General features: G+C 62.5%; 21 protein-coding genes. 13 read left to right on the top strand and 8 right to left on the bottom strand.

Translation table 11 applies throughout. From position 1 onward, the window contains the following. The first annotated feature begins 79 nt into the window (after positions 1 to 79). Together QD280_RS07740 and QD280_RS07735 are read left to right on the top strand one after the other, a co-directional pair. Entirely contained in the window at positions 80 to 709 is a 630-nt protein-coding gene (locus QD280_RS07740) for a glutathione S-transferase family protein (RefSeq protein ID WP_279838839.1), read from the top strand. 674 nt (positions 710 to 1,383) lie between these two features. After that, positions 1,384 to 2,679: a DUF4172 domain-containing protein gene (locus QD280_RS07735; protein WP_279838838.1), complete on the top strand. Its 1,296-nt coding sequence runs from the start codon at positions 1,384 to 1,386 to the stop codon at positions 2,677 to 2,679. Positions 2,680 to 2,894: 215 nt separating this feature from the next. Here QD280_RS07735 and QD280_RS07730 read toward each other — a convergent pair whose 3' ends face one another. Together QD280_RS07730 and ribA are read right to left on the bottom strand one after the other, a co-directional pair. Next, positions 2,895 to 3,704: a hemolysin III family protein gene (locus tag QD280_RS07730; protein ID WP_279838837.1), complete on the bottom strand. Its 810-nt coding sequence runs from the start codon at positions 3,702 to 3,704 to the stop codon at positions 2,895 to 2,897. 135 nt (positions 3,705 to 3,839) lie between these two features. Further along, a complete protein-coding gene (gene ribA, locus QD280_RS07725; protein WP_043331593.1) occupies positions 3,840 to 4,475 on the bottom strand; it encodes a GTP cyclohydrolase II in 636 nt (211 codons plus the stop codon). A 324-nt stretch (positions 4,476 to 4,799) separates the two neighbouring features. On the opposite strand from ribA, the gene hemE reads away from it, so the two are divergent. From hemE to QD280_RS07690, 7 genes are all read left to right on the top strand, one after another. Then, positions 4,800 to 5,897: a uroporphyrinogen decarboxylase gene (gene hemE / locus QD280_RS07720; protein ID WP_043331592.1), complete on the top strand. Its 1,098-nt coding sequence runs from the start codon at positions 4,800 to 4,802 to the stop codon at positions 5,895 to 5,897. Between the two features lie 154 nt (positions 5,898 to 6,051). Beyond that, complete coding sequence (locus QD280_RS07715; protein WP_159055817.1) at positions 6,052 to 6,438, top strand: VanZ family protein; 387 nt, start codon at positions 6,052 to 6,054, stop codon at positions 6,436 to 6,438. A gap of 287 nt (positions 6,439 to 6,725) precedes the next feature. Continuing rightward, positions 6,726 to 7,589 (top strand): polyamine aminopropyltransferase, encoded by an 864-nt coding sequence (speE, locus tag QD280_RS07710; protein ID WP_043331591.1) that lies wholly within the window; start codon positions 6,726 to 6,728, stop codon positions 7,587 to 7,589. Between the two features lie 430 nt (positions 7,590 to 8,019). Continuing rightward, the gene (locus tag QD280_RS07705; RefSeq protein ID WP_153635024.1) at positions 8,020 to 9,045 is read left to right on the top strand and encodes an amino acid ABC transporter substrate-binding protein; all 1,026 of its coding nucleotides are present in this window, start codon (positions 8,020 to 8,022) and stop codon (positions 9,043 to 9,045) included. A 240-nt stretch (positions 9,046 to 9,285) separates the two neighbouring features. Continuing rightward, positions 9,286 to 10,476, top strand: a complete 1,191-nt coding sequence (locus QD280_RS07700) for an amino acid ABC transporter permease (RefSeq protein WP_043331589.1) — start codon at positions 9,286 to 9,288, stop codon at positions 10,474 to 10,476. A gap of 10 nt (positions 10,477 to 10,486) precedes the next feature. Then, positions 10,487 to 11,611, top strand: a complete 1,125-nt coding sequence (locus tag QD280_RS07695) for an amino acid ABC transporter permease (protein WP_043331588.1) — start codon at positions 10,487 to 10,489, stop codon at positions 11,609 to 11,611. A gap of 78 nt (positions 11,612 to 11,689) precedes the next feature. Continuing rightward, entirely contained in the window at positions 11,690 to 12,418 is a 729-nt protein-coding gene (locus QD280_RS07690; protein WP_043331784.1) for an amino acid ABC transporter ATP-binding protein, read from the top strand. Positions 12,419 to 12,562: 144 nt separating this feature from the next. On the opposite strand, the gene QD280_RS07685 is transcribed toward QD280_RS07690, so the two are convergent. Then, a complete protein-coding gene (locus tag QD280_RS07685) occupies positions 12,563 to 13,111 on the bottom strand; it encodes a hypothetical protein (protein ID WP_279838836.1) in 549 nt (182 codons plus the stop codon). Between the two features lie 335 nt (positions 13,112 to 13,446). Here QD280_RS07685 and QD280_RS07680 point away from each other — a divergent pair, with 335 nt between their 5' ends. Together QD280_RS07680 and QD280_RS07675 are read left to right on the top strand one after the other, a co-directional pair. Further along, positions 13,447 to 15,390, top strand: a complete 1,944-nt coding sequence (locus QD280_RS07680) for a methyl-accepting chemotaxis protein (RefSeq protein WP_279838835.1) — start codon at positions 13,447 to 13,449, stop codon at positions 15,388 to 15,390. A gap of 255 nt (positions 15,391 to 15,645) precedes the next feature. Beyond that, positions 15,646 to 16,074 (top strand): host attachment protein, encoded by a 429-nt coding sequence (locus QD280_RS07675; protein WP_043331587.1) that lies wholly within the window; start codon positions 15,646 to 15,648, stop codon positions 16,072 to 16,074. A gap of 176 nt (positions 16,075 to 16,250) precedes the next feature. Here QD280_RS07675 and QD280_RS07670 read toward each other — a convergent pair whose 3' ends face one another. Further along, a complete protein-coding gene (locus tag QD280_RS07670) occupies positions 16,251 to 17,198 on the bottom strand; it encodes a LysR family transcriptional regulator (RefSeq protein WP_107335730.1) in 948 nt (315 codons plus the stop codon). Between the two features lie 286 nt (positions 17,199 to 17,484). On the opposite strand from QD280_RS07670, the gene QD280_RS07665 reads away from it, so the two are divergent. Further along, entirely contained in the window at positions 17,485 to 18,261 is a 777-nt protein-coding gene (locus QD280_RS07665; protein ID WP_279838834.1) for a ferredoxin--NADP reductase, read from the top strand. Between the two features lie 130 nt (positions 18,262 to 18,391). Here QD280_RS07665 and glnK read toward each other — a convergent pair whose 3' ends face one another. From glnK to QD280_RS07650, 3 genes are all read right to left on the bottom strand, one after another. Further along, on the bottom strand, positions 18,392 to 18,730 hold the full coding sequence (gene glnK / locus QD280_RS07660) for a P-II family nitrogen regulator (protein WP_024951507.1): 339 nt from the start codon (positions 18,728 to 18,730) through the stop codon (positions 18,392 to 18,394). Between the two features lie 149 nt (positions 18,731 to 18,879). After that, a complete protein-coding gene (locus tag QD280_RS07655) occupies positions 18,880 to 20,127 on the bottom strand; it encodes an ammonium transporter (protein WP_279838833.1) in 1,248 nt (415 codons plus the stop codon). Between the two features lie 31 nt (positions 20,128 to 20,158). Then, positions 20,159 to 20,497 (bottom strand): P-II family nitrogen regulator, encoded by a 339-nt coding sequence (locus QD280_RS07650; protein WP_043331582.1) that lies wholly within the window; start codon positions 20,495 to 20,497, stop codon positions 20,159 to 20,161. Positions 20,498 to 20,934: 437 nt separating this feature from the next. Between QD280_RS07650 and QD280_RS07645 the strand changes: the two genes are divergently transcribed. Then, on the top strand, positions 20,935 to 21,309 hold the full coding sequence (locus QD280_RS07645; protein WP_192839057.1) for an accessory factor UbiK family protein: 375 nt from the start codon (positions 20,935 to 20,937) through the stop codon (positions 21,307 to 21,309). 94 nt (positions 21,310 to 21,403) lie between these two features. Here QD280_RS07645 and QD280_RS07640 read toward each other — a convergent pair whose 3' ends face one another. Beyond that, positions 21,404 to 21,682: a hypothetical protein gene (locus QD280_RS07640; RefSeq protein ID WP_225996600.1), complete on the bottom strand. Its 279-nt coding sequence runs from the start codon at positions 21,680 to 21,682 to the stop codon at positions 21,404 to 21,406. Positions 21,683 to 21,874 lie beyond the last annotated feature (192 nt).

The raw sequence follows: 21,874 nt of genomic DNA, 5'->3' as shown, positions 1-21,874 counted from the left end.
CAAGCAGCCAGGGCCTGGCTGGCGCGAAAGCCGTCACCTGCGCCAGTCACCACCGCAACGCCACGGAGTGCGCCCGACCATGTTGACTCTCTACAGCTATCCGAATTCCCGCTCGCTGCGGGTCGCCTGGACGCTCGAGGAACTGGGGCTCGATTACCGGATTCATAGTCTGGATCTGAAGGCCGGTGAGGGGCACAGCCCTGAATACCTGGCCATTCATCCCGATGGCAAGGCGCCAGCCCTGGTGGATAGTGAGCTGGCCCTGTTCGAGTCCAGTGCCATCTGTCGCTACCTGGCGGCGCGAGAAGGGCGCCTGCTGCCACAATCGCTGGCCGGGCAGGCACAGATGGATCAATGGCTCAGTTTCCTGACCACCGAGCTTGAGCAGCCGCTGTGGACATTGGCCAAGCACACCTTCGCGCTGCCGGAGGACCAGCGCTGTGATGCCATCAAGCAGACAGCCCAATGGGAATTCCAGCGTGCTCTCAAGGCACTTCAGCGCCGCTTCGGTGGCCAGGGCTGGCTGGTGGCCGATGAATTCAGTGTCGCCGATATCTTCCTCGCCCAGACCCTCAGCTGGGCGCAGATGGCCGGGCAACCTCTGCCGGCCGTGCTTGAGCAGTGGGGCGAAGAGGTGCGGGCGCGTCCTGCCTGCGAGCGGGCCCGCCAGCGCGAGCAACAGGCCGCCGAGGAGCGTCAGCAACACTGAGCCCTGTTGCCGGAACCGTCATCGAACGCCGTCACAGGCCAAGCTGACGGGCTGATCTGTCCTGCATGTTCTGCAATGAAGCCATGAGAGCGCTCTGAGAGCGCGCACACGCCATGAGGCGCCATCCTGATATCAGGGTGGCGCCTTTTGCGTTTCTGGGCCTCAGAGACGCTTGCAGGGCGCCTGACGAGGTTGAGAGGTCGCCTTGCTCGTTCAGCGGCGTCAACTGTCTGGGGCGGGTCCCAGGCTGCTGGTGGCGGGCTGACTCAGGTCGGTTAGAGGCAGGCCAGTTCGAGACAGGTCAGTTCGAGGCAGGGCAGCGCGAGGCAGGCCCTCGATCGAGGGCGGGTTTCAGGCATCCGGTGGTGAATGATGCGCTGTTGAATCTTTTGCGTATCTATTAATGATTCGGTAATTGGTTGTTTTCGTCATGGTGGTCAAGTGTTGATCGTGATGAGGTCGAGGGCAGCACTCATGCGATGTGAGTGGCGACATATCCGATGGAAATCATGGGGTTGAGAGGTTTATTAGATTTTCATGACATGATATTGATCAAATCAAGAGCGATGATCGCATCTTGCCTATTTTGCGCATCACTCAATGATTCGGTATATGGTTTATTGCGGATCTTTTTGATAAGATGTTGATGAAAACCTCAATGGGAATAACAACTTATGTGGATCTGGCAGCAGCCTGACTGGCCACGGGGGCGATTGGAGGTCATGCCCTTGATGGGGCAGTTGGCGGCGACCCAGGCGGTGATGTCGCCACTGGTCGCTCAGGGACAGAATCTCTATCCCCGACAACGCCTGCGTCTCGAGGCGACGCTCCTCAGCGAAGAGATGGAAGCCAGTGCCCAGCTGTCCGGCGTGGTGCTCGGGCGGGCGGCGTTGCGTGATGCGCTGTATCAGGCGCTGGGGCTGGAGTCCGGCCATCAGGAGTCACCGCGCGGGCCGGCGCCTGGCGTCGACGTCTTCGTGGATGTGACGCTGGAAGTCGTGCGCACGGCATTTCAGCCGCTGACCCGCCAACAGGTACTCGAGTGGCATCGGCGTCTGGGGCCTTTCCTGCCGCGCAGCAGTGGTCAGCCACTCGGTACATGGCGTGAGGCGCGCTACGAAGCGGTCAGCGGTCGTTACGGTCTCAAGCGCTTGCGTTATCGCGCTCCGGCGGAGAACCCCGATGCGCTGGACCGGGAGCTGGATGTCTTCTGGCAGCGTCTGGCGACGGAAGAACCGGATGTGGATAACTCAGGGGTGTTGAATGCCCTGCAGCTGCATGCGCACTGGCAGGCGCTCGCACCGCTGGCCTTGGGCAATGGCTTGATCGGGCGCTTGCTGCTGATGCGCTGGCTGACACGAATCGATGCCCTGGCCGCGTTGCAGCAGCAGGGCGAGTTTGTCGGCAAGGTCGCCGAGCGCTGGGAGCCGGAAGCGCTGGAGCAACTCTGCTGGCGCCGCCAGGCGCTGTTCTCGGTGGTGCTCGAGCATCAGGATGAATTGCGCGAGCTGGAGCAGCGTTATCTCGGCAAGCCCCAGACCTCGGCCAGCGGCCATCCGCTGCCGCCGCAACTGGACCGCGCGCTCAATGGTGAGGTGGAGGATGCAGCGCCCGGTGACATGAATGTCTGGGCCGAGTGGTGGCTTTTGCGACTGCGCGACGCCGGTCGTCGGACGGCCTTCCATTACCAGCGCGTCCAGCGCGCCGAGCGACTGTGGCTGGAGCACGCGCGTACGCCGCTGAATGCCCGCCAGCGCGAGCTGGTACTGACATTGTTGGAGCGAGACGACGAAGAGGGCGTGGGGCGCGCCGAATACCGTGCCCTGGTCGATACCTCCGACCCTACCGCCGCCCGCGATCTCGCCGACCTGACCGCCAAGCAGGTACTGGAAAGCTACGGTGTCGGGCGCGGTACCCGGTATCGCTTGCCGGTCTTTGCCCCTCAGGAAGACAGCCCCGCAGGAAGATAGCGCCACAGGGAAATAGCTCTTCAAGAAAACAGCCCTGTGAGGGGCGGCGAGCCCTGAAGCGTAAAAAAAATCGCGAAAAAAAGCGGGAAGGGTCATGACGACCCTTCCCGCTTTTTTGAGGTGGCTTGCCCGTGTTCTCAGTGCCGTGTTCTCAGTGCCGTGTTCTCAAGCCGGTGTACTCAAGAGCGCCGGCCAGCGTGGCGGCCCCGATCACGTCATACGGAATACGGCAGCACTGCGGTATAGATGGCGAAGAAGTGGCAGGTACTGCCGCCAAGCACGAACAGGTGCCAGATGGCGTGGTGATAGCGCAGGCGCGTCATCAGAAAGAAGATCACGCCCAGGGTATAGGTGATGCCACCGGCGACCAGCAGGATGAGCCCTGTCTCGGAGAGCTTCTCGACCAGCATCGGCGAGGCGAACACGATCAACCAGCCCATCAGCAGATAGACGCTCACGCGCAGGGCGCTGAAGCGTTCAGGCCAGCGCAGCTTGAGGAAGATGCCACCCAGTGCGAGCGACCAGATGATGGCGAACAGCGTCCAGCCGGTCGGGCCGCGAAGATTGACCAGCAGGAAGGGTGTATAGGTGCCGGCGATCAGCAGATAGATGGCGCAGTGATCCAGCAGCTGGAAGGCATATTTCAGGCGTGGGTGACGAATACCGTGATAGAGCGTCGAGGCCGCATACAGCACCACCAGGGTCAGGCCGTAGAGGCTGACGCTGACTATCTTCCAGGGGTCGACTTCGGCAGCGAGGCTGGCCATCACGATCAGCACGATCATGCCGACGAGACCCATGACGGCGCCGATGCCGTGGCTGGCGCTGTGCAGCCATTCCTCCAGCCGGGTATAGAGAGCAGGCGTCGCGGAGGTGTCGCGTGAATCTGCGTCATCGGCAGGCGATGCGCTGGAAGAGGGCGATGCCTGAGGAGGTGTCGAGGCGGGCCGTGTTGACGAAGGCTGTGATGACTGAGGTTGCGATGAAGAAGGCTGTGATGATGCAGCCGCTGAGTCTTTGCGCATGGCGATGTCTCCGGCGCGGGTTCGACTCCAGCCTACTCTCTGGCGGGTGACGTCGTCATGTCACGCTCGCTGCGCCAGCCAGTCAATTTGCCTATATAAGGAAGGGGGAACCCATCAGGCTCCCCCTGCGCGCGGCTACTCGCTGCGCTCGATATCCACGTCGCTTGCCTGGGTGAAATCATCCAGTGCCATCATGTGGCCCAGCTTGCCCGCCTTGGTCGAGAGATAGTGCTCGTTGTGCGGATTCAGGCCGGTGGTGATCGGCTGGCGCTCACTGATGGTGACACCATCACGCGTCAGGGCATCGACCTTGCGCGGGTTGTTGGTCATCAGCTTGAGAGTGCTGACGCCGAGATGCTCCAGCATCGGCACACAGATATCGTAGCGGCGCATGTCAGCCCCGAAGCCGAGGCGCTCATTGGCTTCGACGGTATCGGCGCCGCCATCCTGCAGCTCATAGGCGCGAATCTTGTTGAGCAGACCGATGCCGCGGCCTTCCTGACGCAGATAGAGCAGCACGCCGCGACCTTCGGCGGCAATGCGCTTGAGCGCTTCCTGCAGCTGATAGCCGCAGTCACAGCGCATCGAGAAGAGGGCGTCGCCGGTCAGGCACTCGGAATGCACGCGGCCCAGCACCGGCGCGCCGTCATCGATGTCGCCCAGGGTCAGGGCGATGTGGTCCTTGCCGGTGGTCTCATCCTCGAAACCGTGCATGGTGAAGGTCGCCCAGGGCGTTGGCAGCCGCGAGGCGGCGATGAATCGAATGGTCACTGTTCACCTCGAACGCCCGGACAATCGCCGGGCTGAAAAAGCGCGGGCATGCGGTGGTCCGGCAATGTCTCGATGAGTCGCTCGAGATACCGGCGGCCAGCATGCAGTCATGTGGCGAGTTTACCAGTCTGTGGCCGATGACTCATCGCTCTGTATGGAAAAGCGTTGTTGCCGCCACCACCACAATGGCCGGATGACGCCAGCAAAGGAACTATAAAGGCGGGGCGATTTGCCAATGCATTTGTTGCATCACCACGATGGGCGGGATTTTTCTCAGGCTCTGATAGAATGCCGAGACATTCCCCGAGCTGATGTGTGATTCCGATGACCTTGAAGAATGATCGCTTCCTGCGCGCGCTGGCCCGTCAGCCGGTCGACCGTACTCCCGTCTGGATGATGCGCCAGGCTGGCCGCTATCTGCCGGAATATCGCGAAGTCCGCGGTCAGGCCGGTGGCTTCATGGACCTGTGCATGGACACCGCGCGTGCCTGCGAGGTGACGCTGCAGCCGCTGGAGCGCTTCCCGCTGGATGCCGCCATCCTGTTCTCCGACATCCTGACCATCCCGGATGCCATGGGGCTGGGCCTTTACTTCGAGACTGGCGAAGGCCCGAAATTCCGCAAGACAGTGCGGACTGCCGAGGAAATCGCGGCGCTGAGCGTGCCGAATGTCGAGCGTGATCTCGATTACGTCATGCGTGCCGTGTCCACCATCCGCCGTGAGCTGAACGGCCGCGTGCCGCTGATCGGTTTCTCCGGCAGCCCGTGGACACTGGCCACCTATATGGTCGAGGGCGGTTCCAGCAAGGACTTCCGTCATGTGAAAGGCCTGATGTATTCCAATCCGGAAGCCATGCATCAGTTGCTCGACACCCTGGCGCAGGCCGTCACCGACTACCTGAACGCCCAGATTGCCGCGGGTGCTCAGGCGGTGCAGATCTTCGATACCTGGGGCGGCACCCTGTCCACGCCGGCCTACCTCGAGTTCTCGCTGCGCTACATGGAGCAGATCGTCGCTGGCCTCAAGCCGGACAGCGAAGGCAACCGTGTGCCGGTGATCCTGTTCACCAAGAATGGTGGCCAGTGGCTCGAACACATCGCCGCCACTGGCTGTGATGCCGTCGGCCTCGACTGGACCACCGAGATGTCCAATGCGCGTGAGCGTGTCGGCCATCGTGTGGCCCTGCAGGGCAACCTGGACCCGAATGCGCTGTTCGGTACGCCGGCAGCCATTCGCGCCGAAGTCGGGCGTATCCTCGACAGCTACGGCCAGGGCCCGGGCCACATCTTCAACCTCGGTCACGGCATCAGCCAGTTTACCGACCCGGGCAACGTCAATGCCCTGATGGACGCGCTGCACGAGCTGAGCCCGGCCTACCATCAGGATGACGCCGCCAATGCGACACCGGTCGCCCGCGGCTGATGGGAGAGCCCTTCATGGTCTTCTCTGTTGCCCCCCCTGTTGCTGCCTATAGAAGGTGGCAAGCAGCAGGGCAGCAAGCAGAAGGGCGCCGGGCTGTGTGCCCAGCGCCATGGCAGGCCGGGCACCGCGCTGGCCGCAAAGCGGGGGTGTCAGCATGACGCCGGTCGAGCAGCGTCTCATCCCGCGCCGCGGTTGGGCATTCGTGGCTCTGCTGTGCCTGTTGCTGATCCTGTTCGGCACGCTCTCCCCGGGCGTGCCGCACCCGGAGCAGACCTTCCCCTGGGACAAGCTGCAGCATTTCTCCGCCTTCGCGTTGCTGGCGCTGACGACACGGCTGGCGGGCTTGACCAGCTTGATCATCCTGCCGGTCCTGCTGCTGCTGGGCGTCGCCATCGAATGTCTGCAGCTGGCGATTCCCTATCGCGGCGCTGAGGTGCTGGATGCACTGGCGGACCTCGCCGGCATCCTCATCGGGCTGGGAGTGTTCCAGTGCGTCCGACTGATTCTGCATCTGATCCGCCTCGGGCCGGCCTCTCGCTGAGCCTCTCCTCCGGGCCGCGTGTCATCGATACGCGGCCTGTCTGAAATTGTCATGCATCAACACTTTCCACTCCGGCCGTCTTTGGCTATGGTGCAGCGCCTGCGCCATGTTGGCGCTTGCCCGGCATGTCGCGTATCAAGACATCACGCCGCATGGTCGTCATGCGGGCCGTGAACTGCCGGCCTGACGCTGGCGCAGTGCTGATTGGCGCAATTTTCGATGGCCATCGTGCCGTCTCTATCCATACCTTGATATCCCGTCTGTGATATCCAATGCGAGGGTCCCCCATGACCGAACGTCTCGATGGCTCCTGGTTTACCGAAATCTTCGATCGCCACGGCAGCGCCTTCTCGCTCAAGGTCAGCCACAAGCTGCATGACGAGCAGACCCCTTATCAGCACCTCGAAGTCTATGCCACCGAGACCTACGGCAACCTGATGGTGCTGGACGGCTGCGTGATGCTGACTGACCGTGACAACTTCCTCTATCACGAGATGATGTCGCACCCGGCGCTGTTCGCTCATGCAGACCCCAAGCGTGTCGTCATCATCGGCGGTGGCGATTGCGGCACCCTGCGTGAGGTGCTCAAGCACCCGGGCGTGGAGAAGGTCACCCAGATCGATATCGATCCGGCGGTCACGCGTGCCTCCGAGCAATTCTTCCCGGCGCTGGTCGAGTCCAATGACGACCCGCGTGCCGAGCTGCTGTTCGAGGATGGCGTCAAGTGGGTCGACAACTGCCCGGACGAGAGTATCGATGTGCTGATCGTCGATTCCACCGACCCGGTCGGCCCGGCGGAAGGTCTGTTCAAGACCGACTTCCTCAAGCGCTGCCATCGTATCCTCAAGCAGGGTGGCCTGATGGTGCAGCAGAGCGAGTCCCCGCTCTATCATACCGATTCCATCATCAAGGACCTGCGCAACGACATGGGCGAAGCGGGCTTTGATAGCGTCGCGACCCTGCCGTTCCCGCAGCCGGTGTATCCGTCCGGCTGGTGGAGCTGCACCCTGGCGGGCAAAGGATGTGACGTGAAGTCCTTCCGCGAGGAAGATGCCGCTGCCGCCACCTTCGCGCGTGACTTCTATACCGTCGAAGGCCATCGCGCTGCCCTGGTGCTGCCGCCCTTCATGCAGCGCCTGCTGGAGAAGTGATCCGCATGCACCTTGCGGTGGCAAGGGAGTCCCATCAGGCACGAAAACGTGCCTGATGGGATGAACAAGCGTTGAGTCAGTAAGACCGAGACATTGGTCGCAATCTGCCACTCGCGCCACATCGCTGCTCCGCCAACGGCCGTTTCGCAATGAAACGGCCGTTTTTATTTTGCACCGATATGAGGCGAACTGGTCTCGCCATGAGCCTAACTGCGCGGCAATCGCGCGGAATGATCCGCCGCCCCACCCCGAGGCTTTGGCCTATATCACTGGGTTTTAGCGCTTTTTTCAGCGTTGAACGCAGCGGATCACGCGATAGGCGGAAATTGGAACGCGGCTTGCTATTGTCGATAGGTGCCATGCAATGCATTGCACCACTTCTGACTCGAGGCTGATCGAGCGGACTCCAGACTTTCGCGAGGGAATCACGATGCATAACAACAAGAAGCCACTGCTGATCGCTAGCGCCGCTGTCCTGGCCGCCTCCATGGCGACAGGCGCCAGTGCCGCGACCCTGGATAGCGTCAAGGAAAAGGGCTTTGTCCAGTGTGGCGTCAGCACCGGCTTGCCGGGCTTCTCGGCACCGGATGACGCCGGTAACTGGCAGGGCCTCGATGTCGATGTCTGCCGCGGCGTCGCGGCAGCCGTGCTGGGCGATGCCAGCAAGGTGCGCTATGTACCGCTGACGGCCAAGGAGCGTTTCACCGCGCTGCAGTCCGGCGAGATTGATGTCCTGTCCCGCAACACCACCTGGACGGCGACCCGTGACACCTCACTGGGCCTCAACTTCGCTGGCGTGAACTATTACGACGGCCAGGGCTTCATGGTCAGCAAGGACCTGGGCGTCTCCAGTGCCAAGGAGCTGGACGGGGCAGCCGTCTGCATCCAGTCCGGTACCACCACCGAGCTCAACCTGGCGGACTATTTCCGCCTGAACGACATGTCCTTCGAGCCGGTCGTCTTCGATACCTCTGACCAGACCGTCAAGGGCTTCGAAGCCGGTCGTTGTGACGTCCTGACCTCCGACCAATCCCAGCTCTACGCGCTGCGTATCAAGCTCTCCGATCCGGCGTCCGCGATGGTGCTGCCGGAAGTCATCTCCAAGGAACCGCTGGGCCCCGTCGTCCGTCAGGGTGATGACCAGTGGTTCAACATCGTCAAATGGACCCTGTTCGCCCAGATCAACGCCGAAGAGATGGGGCTGAGCTCCGACAACATCGAAGAGAAGAAGTCGGACACCAACCCGAACGTCGCGCGCCTGGTCGGTGCTGATGGCAACTACGGGGAAGCCATGGGGCTGCCGGCTGACTGGGCCTACCAGGTCATCAAGCAGGTCGGTAACTACGGCCAGATGTTCGAGCGCAACGTCGGTACCGGCTCCGCACTGGGTATCGAGCGCGGCTTGAACGCACTGTGGACCGATGGCGGCGTCCAGTACGCCCCGCCGGTTCGCTGATGCGCGGGCTCGCCCTGTACTGCGGGTGGGCCTTGCCCTCATGACAGGCTGAGCAAGGACGCTGGCCAGGGGAAGTGAGCGTCTTGCTCCACTTCCTCTGGCCAGCGTCATGTGGGCCCCGGTTAATGAGCCCCAGCCTGTACCTCGTGACCCATTCATCGAGTGCCGAGAGATAACTGATCTGCCGTTCGATAGGACGGCAGGCGGAAGTCGCATAGCTTTCCGGCGGAGATTGCCTGTATGACACAACCTGCTTCTCGCCCGCCGGCCACGGTCAAGCCGCCATTCTGGCGTGACCCGGCCAAGCGGGCACTGATCTTCCAGCTATTGATGCTGGCAGGCGTGTTCGGTGTGTTGGCGATCATCGTCAGCAATACCCTGACCAACCTCGAAAGCCGTGGCATCACCACCGGCTTTGCCTTTCTGGACAACACCGCAGGCTTTGGCATCCTGCAGAGCCTGATCGACTATTCCGAGCAATCCACCTATGGCGATACCTTCATCGTCGGCCTGCTCAATACCTTGTTGATATCCGCACTGGGTGTCATCGCCGCGACCGTGATCGGCTTCGTTATGGGGGTCGCGCGTCTGTCCCCCAACTGGCTGATCTCTCGGCTGGCGGCGGTCTATATCGAAGTCTTCCGCAACATCCCGCTGCTGCTGCAGATCTTCTTCTGGTATTTCGCCGTCCTGAGAACCCTGCCAAGTCCGCGTGGCTCGCTGTCGCTGGGCGAGGCGTTCTTCCTCAACGTGCGCGGTCTGTTCGTGCCGGCCCCCATCACCTCCAGCGGTTTCTCGGTGGTGATTGCCGTGTTCGTGCTGGCCGTCGTCGCCAGCGGCATCTTCAGCTACTGGAACCGTCAGCGTCAGGCGCGTACCGGGCAGCGCCTGCCGGCGGGCTGGATCTCGCTCGGTCTGATCATCGTGGCGCCACTGCTGGCCTACTTCGCGATGGGCATGCCGCTGAGCTGGGAACTGCCGGAACTCAAGGGCTTCAACTTCCGTGGCGGCATCACGGTCGTCCCCGAGTTCCTCGCCCTGTGGGTCGCGCTGTCGGTCTATACCGCAGCCTTCATCGCCGAGATCGTGCGTTCCGGTATCGAAGCGGTACCGCACGGCCAGACCGAAGCGTCACGGGCGCTGTCGCTGTCCGGTGGCATGACACTGCGTCTGGTGGTGGTGCCGCAGGCGCTGCGCGTCATCATCCCGCCGCTGACCAGCCAGTATCTGAACCTGATCAAGAACTCGTCGCTGGCCACGGCCATCGGCTATCCCGATCTGGTCTCGGTCTTCGCGGGTACCACGCTCAACCAGACCGGTCAGGCCATCGAGGTGATCGCCATGACGATGCTGGTCTATCTGACCATCAGTCTGCTGGTCTCCATGTTCATGAACTGGTTCAACGCCCGCATGGCGTTGGTCGAGCGCTGAGGGTCTGCCCATGTCGATTGAAAAGACCCTGTCACGGGTCACCGAGAAGATGATCGATTCCCGTCCGGCGCCGAGCGACAGCATCGGCGCGGTGGCCTGGTTGCGCAGCAATCTGTTCGCCGGACCGATCAATACGTTGTTCACGCTGTTCGCGCTGTATCTGGTCTATCTGCTGGTGGTGCCCAGCCTGCAGTGGGCGCTGATCGATGCCAGCTGGAGCGGCACCTCACGAGAGGACTGCACGGGGGAGGGCGCCTGCTGGGTGTTCATCAGTGCGCGTCTCGATCAGTTCATCTACGGCTTCTACCCGAGTGAGGAAACCTGGCGGGTCGATATCGTCTTCGCCGTCTTTGCGGCTCTGATCGCCTGGCTGGCGATTCCGAAGCTGCCGGCCAAGGGCTGGGTCGCCATCGTCAGCCTGGCGGTGTTCCCCTTCATTGCCTACTTCCTGCTGCATGGCGGCAGCTTCGGCCTCGAGATCGTCGGTACCCACGAGTGGGGCGGCCTGATGCTGACGCTGGTGCTGGCGGTGGTGGGTATCGTGGCGGCACTGCCGCTGGGGATCCTGCTGGCGCTGGGGCGTCGCTCCGAGATGCCGATCGTGAAGAGCATCTGTGTGGTGTTCATCGAGTTCTGGCGCGGTGTGCCGCTCATCACGGTGCTGTTCATGGCCTCGGTGATGCTGCCGCTGTTCGTGCCTGGCGAGGTCAATCTCGACAAGCTGGTGCGCGCGCTGATCGGCATCACCCTGTTCCAGAGTGCCTACATGGCGGAAGTGGTGCGTGGTGGCCTGCAGGCGATCCCGAAGGGACAGACCGAGGCCGGCATGGCGCTGGGGCTGGGCTACTGGCGCAACATGGGGCTGATCGTGCTGCCCCAGGCGCTCAAGCTGATGATTCCCGGCATCGTGAATACCTTCATCGCCCTGTTCAAGGACACCTCGCTGGTACTGATCATCGGGCTCTTCGATCTGCTCGCCATCGTGCAGGCCGGTCTCGCCGACCCCAAATGGCTGGGCTACTCCATCGAGGGCTACGCCTTCGTGGCGCTGGTCTTCTGGGTCTTCTGCTTCAGCATGTCGCGCTACAGCCAGTATCTCGAGCGCCTGCTGCATACCGGTCACAAGAAGCGCTGATCACGGCGCCAAGGAATCTTCATCATGACAACGACAACATCCGCCTCGCAGGGCAACACCGGCGCCGATGAGCGCCCGATGATCGAGCTCAAGGGTCTCAACAAGTGGTACGGCGACTTCCACGTGCTGCGCGACATCAATCTGAGCGTGCGCAAGGGCGAACGTATCGTCATCTGTGGCCCTTCGGGGTCCGGCAAGTCGACGATGATCCGCTGCATCAATCATCTCGAGGAGCATCAGGAAGGCGATATCGTGGTCAACGGCATGCCGCTGACCCAGGACATCAAGCAGATCGAGGCGATCCGTCGCAACGTCGGCATGGTGTTCCAGCACTTCAACCTGTTCCCGCACCTGACGGTGCTCGAGAACTGCTGTCTGGCGCCGATATGGGTGCAGAAGCGGCCGCGCCGCGAGGCGGAAGCGGAAGCCATGAAGTACCTGGAGCGCGTGCGCATCGCCGATCAGGCCCACAAGTTCCCCGGTCAGCTGTCCGGCGGCCAGCAGCAGCGTGTCGCGATCGCGCGCTCGCTGTGTCTGAGCCCGGAGGTGATGCTGTTCGACGAGCCGACCTCGGCGCTGGACCCGGAGATGATCAAGGAAGTGCTGGATGTCATGGTCGAACTGGCCAATGAAGGCATGACCATGCTGTGCGTGACCCACGAGATGGGTTTCGCCAAGACCGTCGCCGACCGCGTCATCTTCATGGATCAGGGCCAGATCATCGAAGAGAACGCGCCGGAGCCGTTCTTCAACAACCCGCAGTCCGAGCGGACCCAGCTGTTCCTCAGCCAGATTCTGGGGCATTGAGGCCACGGACTGACCGGATGCTGTAAGCCGTAAAAAGACAACGCCCCGCGTGATTTTCATCACGCGGGGCGTTTTCGTGTGTGAGTCGAAAGTCAGTCAGTGGGTGATCACTATCAATTCATTCCGCTGAATAAAGAGGCTCGCTTAGAGGCTGGGCTCGGTGCGGCGTACTTCGCTGCTGTTGGTGTCTGGCAGTTCTTCATCGCTGCCCAGGCTTGGCTCCTGCGGCTTGGCTGCGGCCTTGGGCGATGCAGCGGCAGGTGTATCGGCAGATGTCGCCGTCGCCGCTGTGGCAGTGGGCGCTTCTTCGCCTTCGCGCGGCCAGGTGACGCTGCGCGGCTTGCCGACCCAGCTGTCGTCATTGTCGTGCACCGCCGGGCGGCGCGAGATGGAGCGCGTCACCAGCGCCGCGGCATCCAGGGTGTGGTTGCCCCCGCGAATGCTCAGCAGGTGATGCGGCGCCATCAGCAACTCGAACAGCAGGCGCGTCATCACGAAGGCCAGCAGGAAGCCGCCGACACCTTGCGCCAGTACCGGCCACTGCGCGACCAGCGAGTTGTCAGGCCCGATGGGCGTCAAGTGCTGCAGCGTCCAGCCGCAGGCAGCCGCCAGCAATCCCAGCTGCAGCATCAGGTGAGCGGTGACCAGCACGCGCCGGGGCAGCGGGCGGCGCATCAGGAGCAGATTGCGCATCGAAACTTCTCCGAGAAAAGACCACAGGATGAGGGGAGCGGTGGCAGACGGGCAGGCGGCACCCCGCGTTGGGCGGATGTTAGCACGCACTTCGCCATCGATGTCATGTCCGGGAGTCGCGACGCCAGTGTCGGTTCTGGCGACGATGGAGGAGCGTTGCATGTGGCTGGCGGGGTAAAGGAAAGGCCGGGCATGCCGATACAGAGAGCGGCACGTACCGATGATGACGCCGGTACACCGCATGCCTGCATGCCTTGCCACCGAGGGGCAGACCGACGCGCTCTGCGCTGGCGCCCCCGGCCCCCTTCCCGATGGATTTGAACCAAGGAGTGGCGATGTTTGCCTCGTTACGTGCGCGCATCACGTTAGCCTGTGTGGCGATAGTGCTGGTGGCGCTGGTGGTCGTCAGCAGCCTGAATGCCTGGACCACGTTCCGCAATACGCATGCCGATGAGAGCGACTACCAGCAACAGTTGCTGAGATCGAACGCCGCCCAGCTGAGCCAGTGGTTCAGCGTGCATATCAATGCGGTGAGCGGCATCGCGGCCAGTAGCCTCGAGAACTTCCCCGATGCCGCCTTGACCCAGGCGATGAGGCAGGGCGACTTCAGCAAGACCTATGTCGGCTTCCCGGATGGTCGCTTCCGTTACTTCGATGGGCGCCCGGGGCGGGCAGGTTATGACCCGCGCCAACGTGGCTGGTATCAGGCGGCGGTGGCGACCGGCAAGCCCGTCATCACGGCGCCCTATGTCGGTGCCACCAGTGGCGAACTGGAAATCAGCGTGGCGGCGCCGGTCTATCGCGGCTCACGGCTGGTCGCCGTGGTCAGTGGTGATCTGCCGCTGGCGTTCATCACCCGCACGGTCGCCGAACTCTCGCCGACGCCCAACAGCTTCGCCTTCCTGATCGACGATACCGGCACGCTGATCGCCCACCCGGATGATGCCCTGGTGCTCAAGCCGATGAGTGCACTCGCATCGGCGCTGACGCCCGAGACCCTGGCCAGCAGCAATCGCCTGGTGGCCGCTGGCCAGTCGGCACTGGAGGTCGATATCCAGCAGCGCGACTACCGCATGTTCAGTGCCGAGCTGGATTCGGCAGGGCTGGGAGACACCGGCTGGCGTCTGGCGCTGGCCCTGGATGTGGCCGACTCGGATGCACCGCTTTATGCCCAGCTGTGGACCACGCTGGCCATGACGCTGCTGGTGTTGCTGGGGGCGGCCGCCGTGATGTCGTGGATCGCCAGCCGCAGTCTGCGCGGCCTGGCACTGGTGCGTGATGCGCTGGTGGATATCGCTGCAGGCGAGGGCGATCTCACGCGGCGCATTCAGGTCAGCGGGCGTGATGAAGTCGCCGAGATCGGCAATGCCTTCAATCGCTTCGTCTCGACTCTCAATGGCGTGCTCAGCGAGATTCGCCTCGCCAGCGGCGCGGTGCAGACCGCCGCCGCCGAGATCAGCCAGGGCAGTCAGGATCTGTCGTCACGTACCGAGCAGGCGGCGGCCAATCTGCAGGAAACCTCGGCCTCGATGGAGCAGATTTCCGGCACCGTCGCCCAGTCCGCGGACTCCGCACATGAAGCTGACGGGCTGGCCAAGTCGGCCAGTGAGGTCGCGCGTCGCGGGGGTGAGGTGATCGGAGAGGTCGTCACCACCATGCAGGGCATCGATGACGACTCGCGCAAGATCACCGAGATCGTCAGTGTCATGGACTCCATCGCCTTCCAGACCAACCTGCTGGCATTGAATGCCTCCGTCGAGGCGGCACGCGCCGGCGAGCAGGGACGTGGCTTCGCGGTGGTGGCCGGTGAGGTACGTACCCTCGCCCAGCGCTCTTCCGAGGCCTCGCGGGAAATCGCCACGCTGATCAGCTCCGCCAACGAGCGCACGCGCAATGGTGCCGAACAGGTCAGGGTGGCCGGCAGCACCATGAACGAGATCGTCGCCAGCGTGATGCGCGTCAGTGAGGTGATCGGCGAGATCAGCCATGCCACCCAAGAGCAGAATCACGGTGTCGGACAGGTCTCCAGCGCCGTGGCCGAGCTGGATCAGGTGACACAGCAGAATGCGGCACTGGTGGAGGAATCCGCCGCGGCAGCGGATGCGCTCTCCGAGCAGTCGGCGCGTCTGGCCGAGATGGTGGGCCGCTTCCGTCTGGATGGCCCTGCACAGCCGCCCGCAATGGCGCCGCGCAGCGCAGGCACCCTGTCCGCACAGGGCTCCCGTCCCCGCGCTGCCAGGCCCGTCGCATCGGAGGAGCTGGATTGGCAAGCCTGGTAAGGCCGTCAGCATGCGAGCCTGTCAGTCGCCAGTGACAGGCATCAAACGCCAGGGCCGCCCTTCGGGGCGGCCCTGGCGTTTTTGGTTATCTGCTTGCCTGTCGACCTTCAGGCGTCGGGCTGGCGGGGCGGTGTGCGGGAAATGAGCGGCAAGGGTTGAATGTGCGCAAGGGTGCCAGCATGTAGTCAATTGAAAGCGAAGCGATGATCGTCATTCTTCATCAACGACGCCTCACGAGAGACAGGGAGTGTGTAAATGGTTACTTACATCGTTGCTGCCGACGCCGCACGTGCACGTATCTTTGCCCGTGCCGCTGGCAAGGTCACCGAAGTGGAAAGCCTCGTACATCCTGAAAGCCGCCAGCATACCGGTGACCTGAGAACCGGTGGCAAGGGTGAATCCAGCGGCGGGCACGGCAGCCTGCATCAGACTGGCGATGATGGCGCGACCTCTGACAAGCATCAGGACTTCTTCGCCAAGGAAGTCGCGCAATACCTCAAGCAGACGGCCAATGACGGCAAGTTCGATCAGCTGATCATCGCCGCCGCGCCCAAGTTCCTGGGGGCGCTGCGCGACAAGCTCGACAAGCCGGTCGCCAAGCTGGTGACGGAAACCGTCGACAAGGACCTCTCCCACGAGAGCGCTGATGAGATCAAGGCACGTTTCACCGGCCTGACTCACTGATCACTCCCCCGTCATCCAGAGACCAGGACGCCGCCAGCGGAAACGCTGGCGGCGTCTGTGTGTGAGTGGTCACTATTGTTGTGAGCCTCACTTTATGAGGGGCTTATCTCAGGGGCCTGGTGTCATCCGGGGCTGGTGACATCAGGCTCGGTTGCTGAAGGCTATGCATGTACGAATCACGGCACCTGCGGCAGGATGATCTCGTCACTGCGTGAGGCGCTGCCGCTCAGGTTGCGGCAACCGGCGACGAATTCGCGCATCGCCTGGGTGATGAAGCGATCACGATGGTGGACGAAGCGATAGGCGCGCGTCAGCTCCAGCCATGGAGTGGGCAGCTCGACGAGACTGCCGCGCCGAAAGGCATCTCTCAGCGCGAGACGCGAGATGCAGCCGATGCCGAGCCCCGCTTCCACGGCGCGCTTGATGGCTTCGGTATGTTCCAGCTCCAGCATGATGTCGAGGCGCTGGGAAACGCTGGTCGAAGGCCCGTCCAGATGTGGGCGCAATGCCTGCTCGAAGGTGCCGCGTGTGCCGGAGCCACGCTCGCGCATGATCCAGCGTGCCGCCAGCAGGCGCTCAAGCGTGACCTCGCCCTGTGCCAGCGGGTGTGACGGCGCACAGAAGATGCTCAGCCGATCACTGACCCAGTGGGTCGCCTCCAGCAGCGGGTGCTCCACCTCGCCTTCCACCAGCCCGATGTCCAGTTCGAAGTGCACCAGCTTGTCGATCAGCTGATGGGTGTTGTGCACGTGCAGCTCGACGCGGCTGGCGGGGTGATGATGCAGAAAGTCACCGATGATCTGAGGCGCCAGATAGTTGCCGATGGTCAGCGTCGCGCCGATCTCCAGCGAGCCGGTGGCATCCTGCTGACCGAGCAGCTGCTCCAGTTCCTCGGCCTGGTCCAGCAGCGCGATCGCCTTGGGCAGCAGCTCACGCCCCAGGCCATTGAGCCGCAGGCGCTTGCCATGGCGATCGAACAGCCGGCAATCGAACTGACGCTCCAGCTCGGCCAGTGCCGTGCTGGCCGCTGATTGCGACATGGCCAGACTGTCGGCGGCCAGCGAGACATTGTCATGCCGCGCGACCGCCACGAAGACGGCCAGCTGGCGAAGGCTGTAGCGCATTCGACCTCCCGGGGCATGCAGTGAAGGGGCAGAGATGAGGAGGCGAAAGTGAACGCAACGCTGGATTCGCCGTCAGAGCGGACGGACCCTGCACGATCGAGGTTGAAATGCGATTCATTCGCAACCAATATTGGTAAACTAGATAACCTATATCCAGATAAACCATTTAACGCATAACCCTACAGTGACTACAATCGCTGCATAGTTCATTGGGTCATAAGCTGTTATTTGTTTATGCCAATAGAGAATATCGAATTCGAGGGGCCACGCCCCGGGAGGCCATCAGGTGAGCAGTCTGACCACAACCGAAGTCATCGACGTCCATCACTGGAACGATTCGCTGTTCAGCTTCCGCACTCAGCGTGAAGACAGCCTGCGCTTCAAGAACGGCCAGTTCGTGATGATCGGCCTGGAAGTCGAAGGCAAGCCGCTGATGCGCGCCTACTCGATCGCCAGCCCGAACTACGAGGAGCACCTCGAGTTCTTCTCCATCAAGGTGCAGGACGGCCCGCTGACCTCACGCCTGCAGCACCTGCAGCCGGGCGATCAGATCATGGTCTCTCGCAAGCCGACAGGCACGCTGGTACTGGACGACCTGCTGCCGGGCGAGAACCTTTACCTGTTCTCCACCGGCACTGGCCTGGCGCCCTTCCTGAGCGTCATCCAGGACCCGGAAACCTATGAGCGCTATGACAAGATCATCCTGATGCACGGCGTGCGCCATGTCTCCGAGCTGGCCTATGCCGACATGATCGCGGAAGAGCTGCCCAAGCACGAGTATCTGGGCGAAGAGATCGCCGAGAAGCTGATCTACTACCCGACCGTGACGCGCGAGGAGTTCCGCAACCAGGGCCGCATCACGGATCTGGTCGAGAACGGCAAGCTGTTCGAGGACATCGGCCTGCCGCCGCTGGACCCGAAGCGCGACTGCGCCATGATCTGTGGCAGCCCGGCGATGCTCGACGACATCAGCGCCATGCTGGATGCGCGCGGCTTCGCCATCTCGCCGAAGATGGGCGTGCCGGGTGACTACGTGATCGAGCGTGCCTTTGTCGAGAAGTGATCCGCGAGCATCACGCATGAGCGACAAGTGCTGAAACGAAAAAACCGCAGGCCGATGGCCTGCGGTTTTTTTGTGTGCTCATGTCACCCGTCGGGGCAGCACGTCAGTGCCAGGGGCTTGCGCCAGAGGCTCAGACGGCGTCCTTGCCGGTCTCGCCGGTACGGATGCGAATGACCTGCTCCAGCGGCGAGACGAAGATCTTGCCGTCGCCGATCTTGCCGGTGTTGGCGACATTGGTGATCGCCTCGATCACGGAATCGATCATGGCGTCATCCACCGCGACTTCCAGCTTCACCTTGGGAAGGAAGTCGACCACGTACTCGGCACCCCGATACAGCTCGGTATGGCCCTTCTGGCGGCCGAACCCCTTGACCTCGGTCACGGTGATACCCTGCACGCCAATCTCCGACAGGGATTCGCGCACGTCGTCGAGCTTGAATGGCTTGATGATGGCAGTGACCAGTTTCATCGTGTCTCTCCTTGGGTGATGGTGCGGGTAACGAGGCCTGCTCGTCACGCCGGTCTCTGACTCAAGCATACACCGCTTATCCAGTCAGGAAAAAAGACTCCCGCCAGGTGGCGGGAGTCTTGATGCTGCAGGTGCTGTCGCGTCCAGGCTTACTTGCGGCTGGAGGTGAATTCCGGATAGGCCTCCATACCACATTCGGCCAGATCCACACCTTCGTACTCTTCTTCCTCGCTGACGCGAATCCCCATGATGGCCTTGATGATCAGCCACACCACGAAGCTTGCGATGAACACCCAGGCGAAGATGGAGGCGGCGCCCAGCAGCTGTGCGGAGAAGGTGGCATCGTCATTGGTCAGCGGCACGGCCAGCAGACCCCAGAGACCGACCACACCGTGCACGGAGATGGCGCCGACCGGATCATCGATCTTCAGCTTGTCGAGACCGACGATGGAGAACACGACCAGCAGACCGCCGATGGCGCCGATCAGGGTGGCAGCACCGACGCTCGGTGCCAGCGGACCCGCAGTGATGGCGACCAGGCCAGCCAGCGCGCCGTTGAGGGCCATGGTCAGGTCAGCCTTGCGGAACCACAGACGGGCGAGGATCAGCGCGGCGATGACACCACCACAGGCGGCGGCATTGGTGTTGACGAAGACCTGAGCGACCGCGTTGGCCTCATCGATGTTGGACAGCACCAGCTCGGAGCCGCCGTTGAAGCCCAACCATCCCAGCCACAGGATGAAGGTACCCAGCGTGGCCAGCGGCAGGTTGGCGCCCGGGATGGCATTGATCTCGCCATTCTTGCCGTACTTGCCCTTGCGAGCGCCCAGCAGCAGCACGCCTGCCAGTGCGGCGGAAGCGCCGGCCATGTGCACGATGCCGGAACCGGCGAAGTCGCTGAAGCCCGCTGCGCTCAGGAAGCCGCCACCCCAGGTCCAGTAACCCTGCACCGGGTAGATGACGCCGGTCATGACCACGGCGAAGGCCAGGAAGGCCCACAGCTTCATGCGCTCGGCGACCGCACCGGAGACGATGGACATGGCGGTAGCCACGAACACGACCTGGAAGAAGAAGTCGGAACGTGCGCTGTAGTAGATGTCGCCACCGGAAGCGAGCGCTTCCTCAGCGGTATTCTCGGCACCGATCAGGAAGCCCAGGCTCGGCAGGAAGCCGCCTTCGGCGCTCGAGTACATGATGTGATACCCGACGACCATGTACATGGTGCAGGCGATGGCGAACAGCGCCACGTTCTTGGTCAGGATCTCGGTGGTGTTCTTGGCGCGGACCAGACCGGCCTCGAGCATGGCAAAGCCGGCTGCCATCCATAGCACCAGGGCGCCACAGACCAGGAAGTAGAAGGTATCAAGTGCGTACTTGACCTCGATGATCTCGTTCATGCGGGGTTCTCCTTGTTATTGTGCGCGGGGCTCAGACAGCGTCGGCGCCGCGTTCACCGGTGCGGATACGGATGACATCGTCCAGCGGAGTGACGAACAGCTTGCCGTCGCCGATCTTGCCGCTGTTGGCCGCCTGGGTGATGGCGTCCAGTACCGATTCCACACTGCTGTCATCGACAGCCACTTCAATCTTGACCTTGGGAAGGAAGTCGACGACGTACTCGGCACCGCGATACAGCTCGGTGTGCCCCTTCTGACGTCCGAAGCCCTTCACTTCGGTGACGGTAATCCCCTGCACGCCGTTGTCGGCCAGTGCTTCTCGCACGTCGTCCAACTTGAAGGGTTTGATGATGGCGGTGATCAGTTTCATGTGCTGCCCCCGTTCGCTACCGGAATGATCATTCTTGTTAAGCATGGCCAGTCAGATGAGCTGGCGGCCTGTTCCTGACAAGTGCATCGCACGAGATGTGCCATGCGGCTGAAAATCCTTGTAACTCATCTGGTTATCGCAGGATGGCTGACAGTCTTTCGGCCTGTGCAAAGATGGCTGAATCCGAAGGTCACCTGGCATGCACCGTAATGGTGCTGTTTCTGCGCCTTTGGGTGTGGGGGCAAGTGCTAATGTGGTGCAGGTGTGTGCCTGCCGATGAGGATTGTCTGGTGCAGGGCGATGCGGGGCATGCACCCGACTCCAGGGTTGCGTATCCTTGCAGCAGGACACGACGGCCCCATGTACAGGGGTGTCATCATTTTCTGACCGGCAGTCCGCACGACGCGGCCGCCGGCCCGCAACGGCTGAGGTGCAGCATGTTCAAGAATGACGTCATCGGGCGTATGGCCCAGCAGATCGGTGAGCGCCTGCAGGATGCCTCGCATGGCCCGGAAGAGCTGCAGAAGTCCGTGCAAGGGGTGATGCGCGGTGCCTTCGACCGCATGGAACTGGTCTCGCGTGAAGACTTCGACATCATGATGGATGTGCTGACGCGTACGCGCAGCCGCGTCGAGTCGTTGGAAAAGCAGGTCATCGCCCTCGAGGCACTGCTGGAAAAGCAGGGGCTGGTAGCGGGCAATGCACCGGCTGCCGAGCCCGCCACGCCAGTGGATGACGAGGGGGAAGCCGCGGTAGCGAAGCGTGAAGCCGCCAGTCACGCCGCGGAGATCGAGCGCCAGCGCGACGCCTGATTCCGTCAGGTGACGGCTGAACCAAAACCGCCACGCCCTTTCGGGGCGTGGCGGTTTTTTGCGTCATGGGCGCCGCTGATTCTGAGGGGCGGCCTCAGGCAGTCTGGGGACGAGTGCCCAGCATCCAGCGCACCAGACCTACCACTGAGGCGATGATCCAGAAGATCTCGATCACGAAGCTGGCGAGGTTGAAATTGATGCACAGGCTGATCAACAGCAGGATCGCCCCGCTCAGATTCATCAGGTTGTAGGTCAGGCTGCGGGCATCGAGTCTGCCGATCTGCAGCAGGAAGAAGGCGCCGACGACCAGAGCGGTGCCTAGCATGCCGATCACATCCGCCAGGGATGCCAGCGGGGCAAGCATGTCTTGCATGGGTAGTGCTCCTGAAACAAGCCGAAGTCGTCCTGAATGGCTGGCCCTTTCCGTGGGTTGGACGATTCTCTGCCGCGCAGCGGCGGCGTTCCGTGAGACAGCTTGGCGGTCATCCCGGCGAGGCCGGGACAACCGATCAAATATACAGCAGTCCCCGTCTGGCGGCACTCTTGTGGCTCTCTCGAGGGCGCT

The organism is Cobetia sp. 1AS1 (assembly GCF_029846435.1).
GTDB classification, from domain to species: Bacteria; Pseudomonadota; Gammaproteobacteria; order Pseudomonadales; family Halomonadaceae; genus Cobetia; species Cobetia amphilecti.
The sequence above is the reverse complement of the archived record's forward strand: the minus strand, read 5'-3'. Positions and strand labels throughout refer to the sequence as shown.

What these genes read in the sequence shown, in the direction of transcription:
- QD280_RS07650 (WP_043331582.1), bottom strand. Translation starts at nt 20,497, where the DNA reads ATGAAACTGATCACCGCCATCATCAAACCCTTCAAGTTGGACGACGTG.
- speE (WP_043331591.1), top strand. Translation starts at nt 6,726, where the DNA reads ATGACCGAACGTCTCGATGGCTCCTGGTTTACCGAAATCTTCGATCGC.
- QD280_RS07645 (WP_192839057.1), top strand. Translation starts at nt 20,935, where the DNA reads ATGTTCAAGAATGACGTCATCGGGCGTATGGCCCAGCAGATCGGTGAG.
- hemE (WP_043331592.1), top strand. Translation starts at nt 4,800, where the DNA reads ATGACCTTGAAGAATGATCGCTTCCTGCGCGCGCTGGCCCGTCAGCCG.
- QD280_RS07685 (WP_279838836.1), bottom strand. Translation starts at nt 13,111, where the DNA reads ATGCGCAATCTGCTCCTGATGCGCCGCCCGCTGCCCCGGCGCGTGCTG.
- QD280_RS07680 (WP_279838835.1), top strand. Translation starts at nt 13,447, where the DNA reads ATGTTTGCCTCGTTACGTGCGCGCATCACGTTAGCCTGTGTGGCGATA.
- QD280_RS07700 (WP_043331589.1), top strand. Translation starts at nt 9,286, where the DNA reads ATGACACAACCTGCTTCTCGCCCGCCGGCCACGGTCAAGCCGCCATTC.
- QD280_RS07640 (WP_225996600.1), bottom strand. Translation starts at nt 21,682, where the DNA reads ATGCAAGACATGCTTGCCCCGCTGGCATCCCTGGCGGATGTGATCGGC.
- QD280_RS07730 (WP_279838837.1), bottom strand. Translation starts at nt 3,704, where the DNA reads ATGCGCAAAGACTCAGCGGCTGCATCATCACAGCCTTCTTCATCGCAA.
- glnK (WP_024951507.1), bottom strand. Translation starts at nt 18,730, where the DNA reads ATGAAACTGGTCACTGCCATCATCAAGCCATTCAAGCTCGACGACGTG.
- QD280_RS07695 (WP_043331588.1), top strand. Translation starts at nt 10,487, where the DNA reads ATGTCGATTGAAAAGACCCTGTCACGGGTCACCGAGAAGATGATCGAT.
- QD280_RS07705 (WP_153635024.1), top strand. Translation starts at nt 8,020, where the DNA reads ATGCATAACAACAAGAAGCCACTGCTGATCGCTAGCGCCGCTGTCCTG.
- QD280_RS07715 (WP_159055817.1), top strand. Translation starts at nt 6,052, where the DNA reads ATGACGCCGGTCGAGCAGCGTCTCATCCCGCGCCGCGGTTGGGCATTC.
- QD280_RS07735 (WP_279838838.1), top strand. Translation starts at nt 1,384, where the DNA reads ATGTGGATCTGGCAGCAGCCTGACTGGCCACGGGGGCGATTGGAGGTC.
- QD280_RS07740 (WP_279838839.1), top strand. Translation starts at nt 80, where the DNA reads ATGTTGACTCTCTACAGCTATCCGAATTCCCGCTCGCTGCGGGTCGCC.
- QD280_RS07690 (WP_043331784.1), top strand. Translation starts at nt 11,690, where the DNA reads ATGATCGAGCTCAAGGGTCTCAACAAGTGGTACGGCGACTTCCACGTG.
- QD280_RS07655 (WP_279838833.1), bottom strand. Translation starts at nt 20,127, where the DNA reads ATGAACGAGATCATCGAGGTCAAGTACGCACTTGATACCTTCTACTTC.
- QD280_RS07670 (WP_107335730.1), bottom strand. Translation starts at nt 17,198, where the DNA reads ATGCGCTACAGCCTTCGCCAGCTGGCCGTCTTCGTGGCGGTCGCGCGG.
- QD280_RS07675 (WP_043331587.1), top strand. Translation starts at nt 15,646, where the DNA reads ATGGTTACTTACATCGTTGCTGCCGACGCCGCACGTGCACGTATCTTT.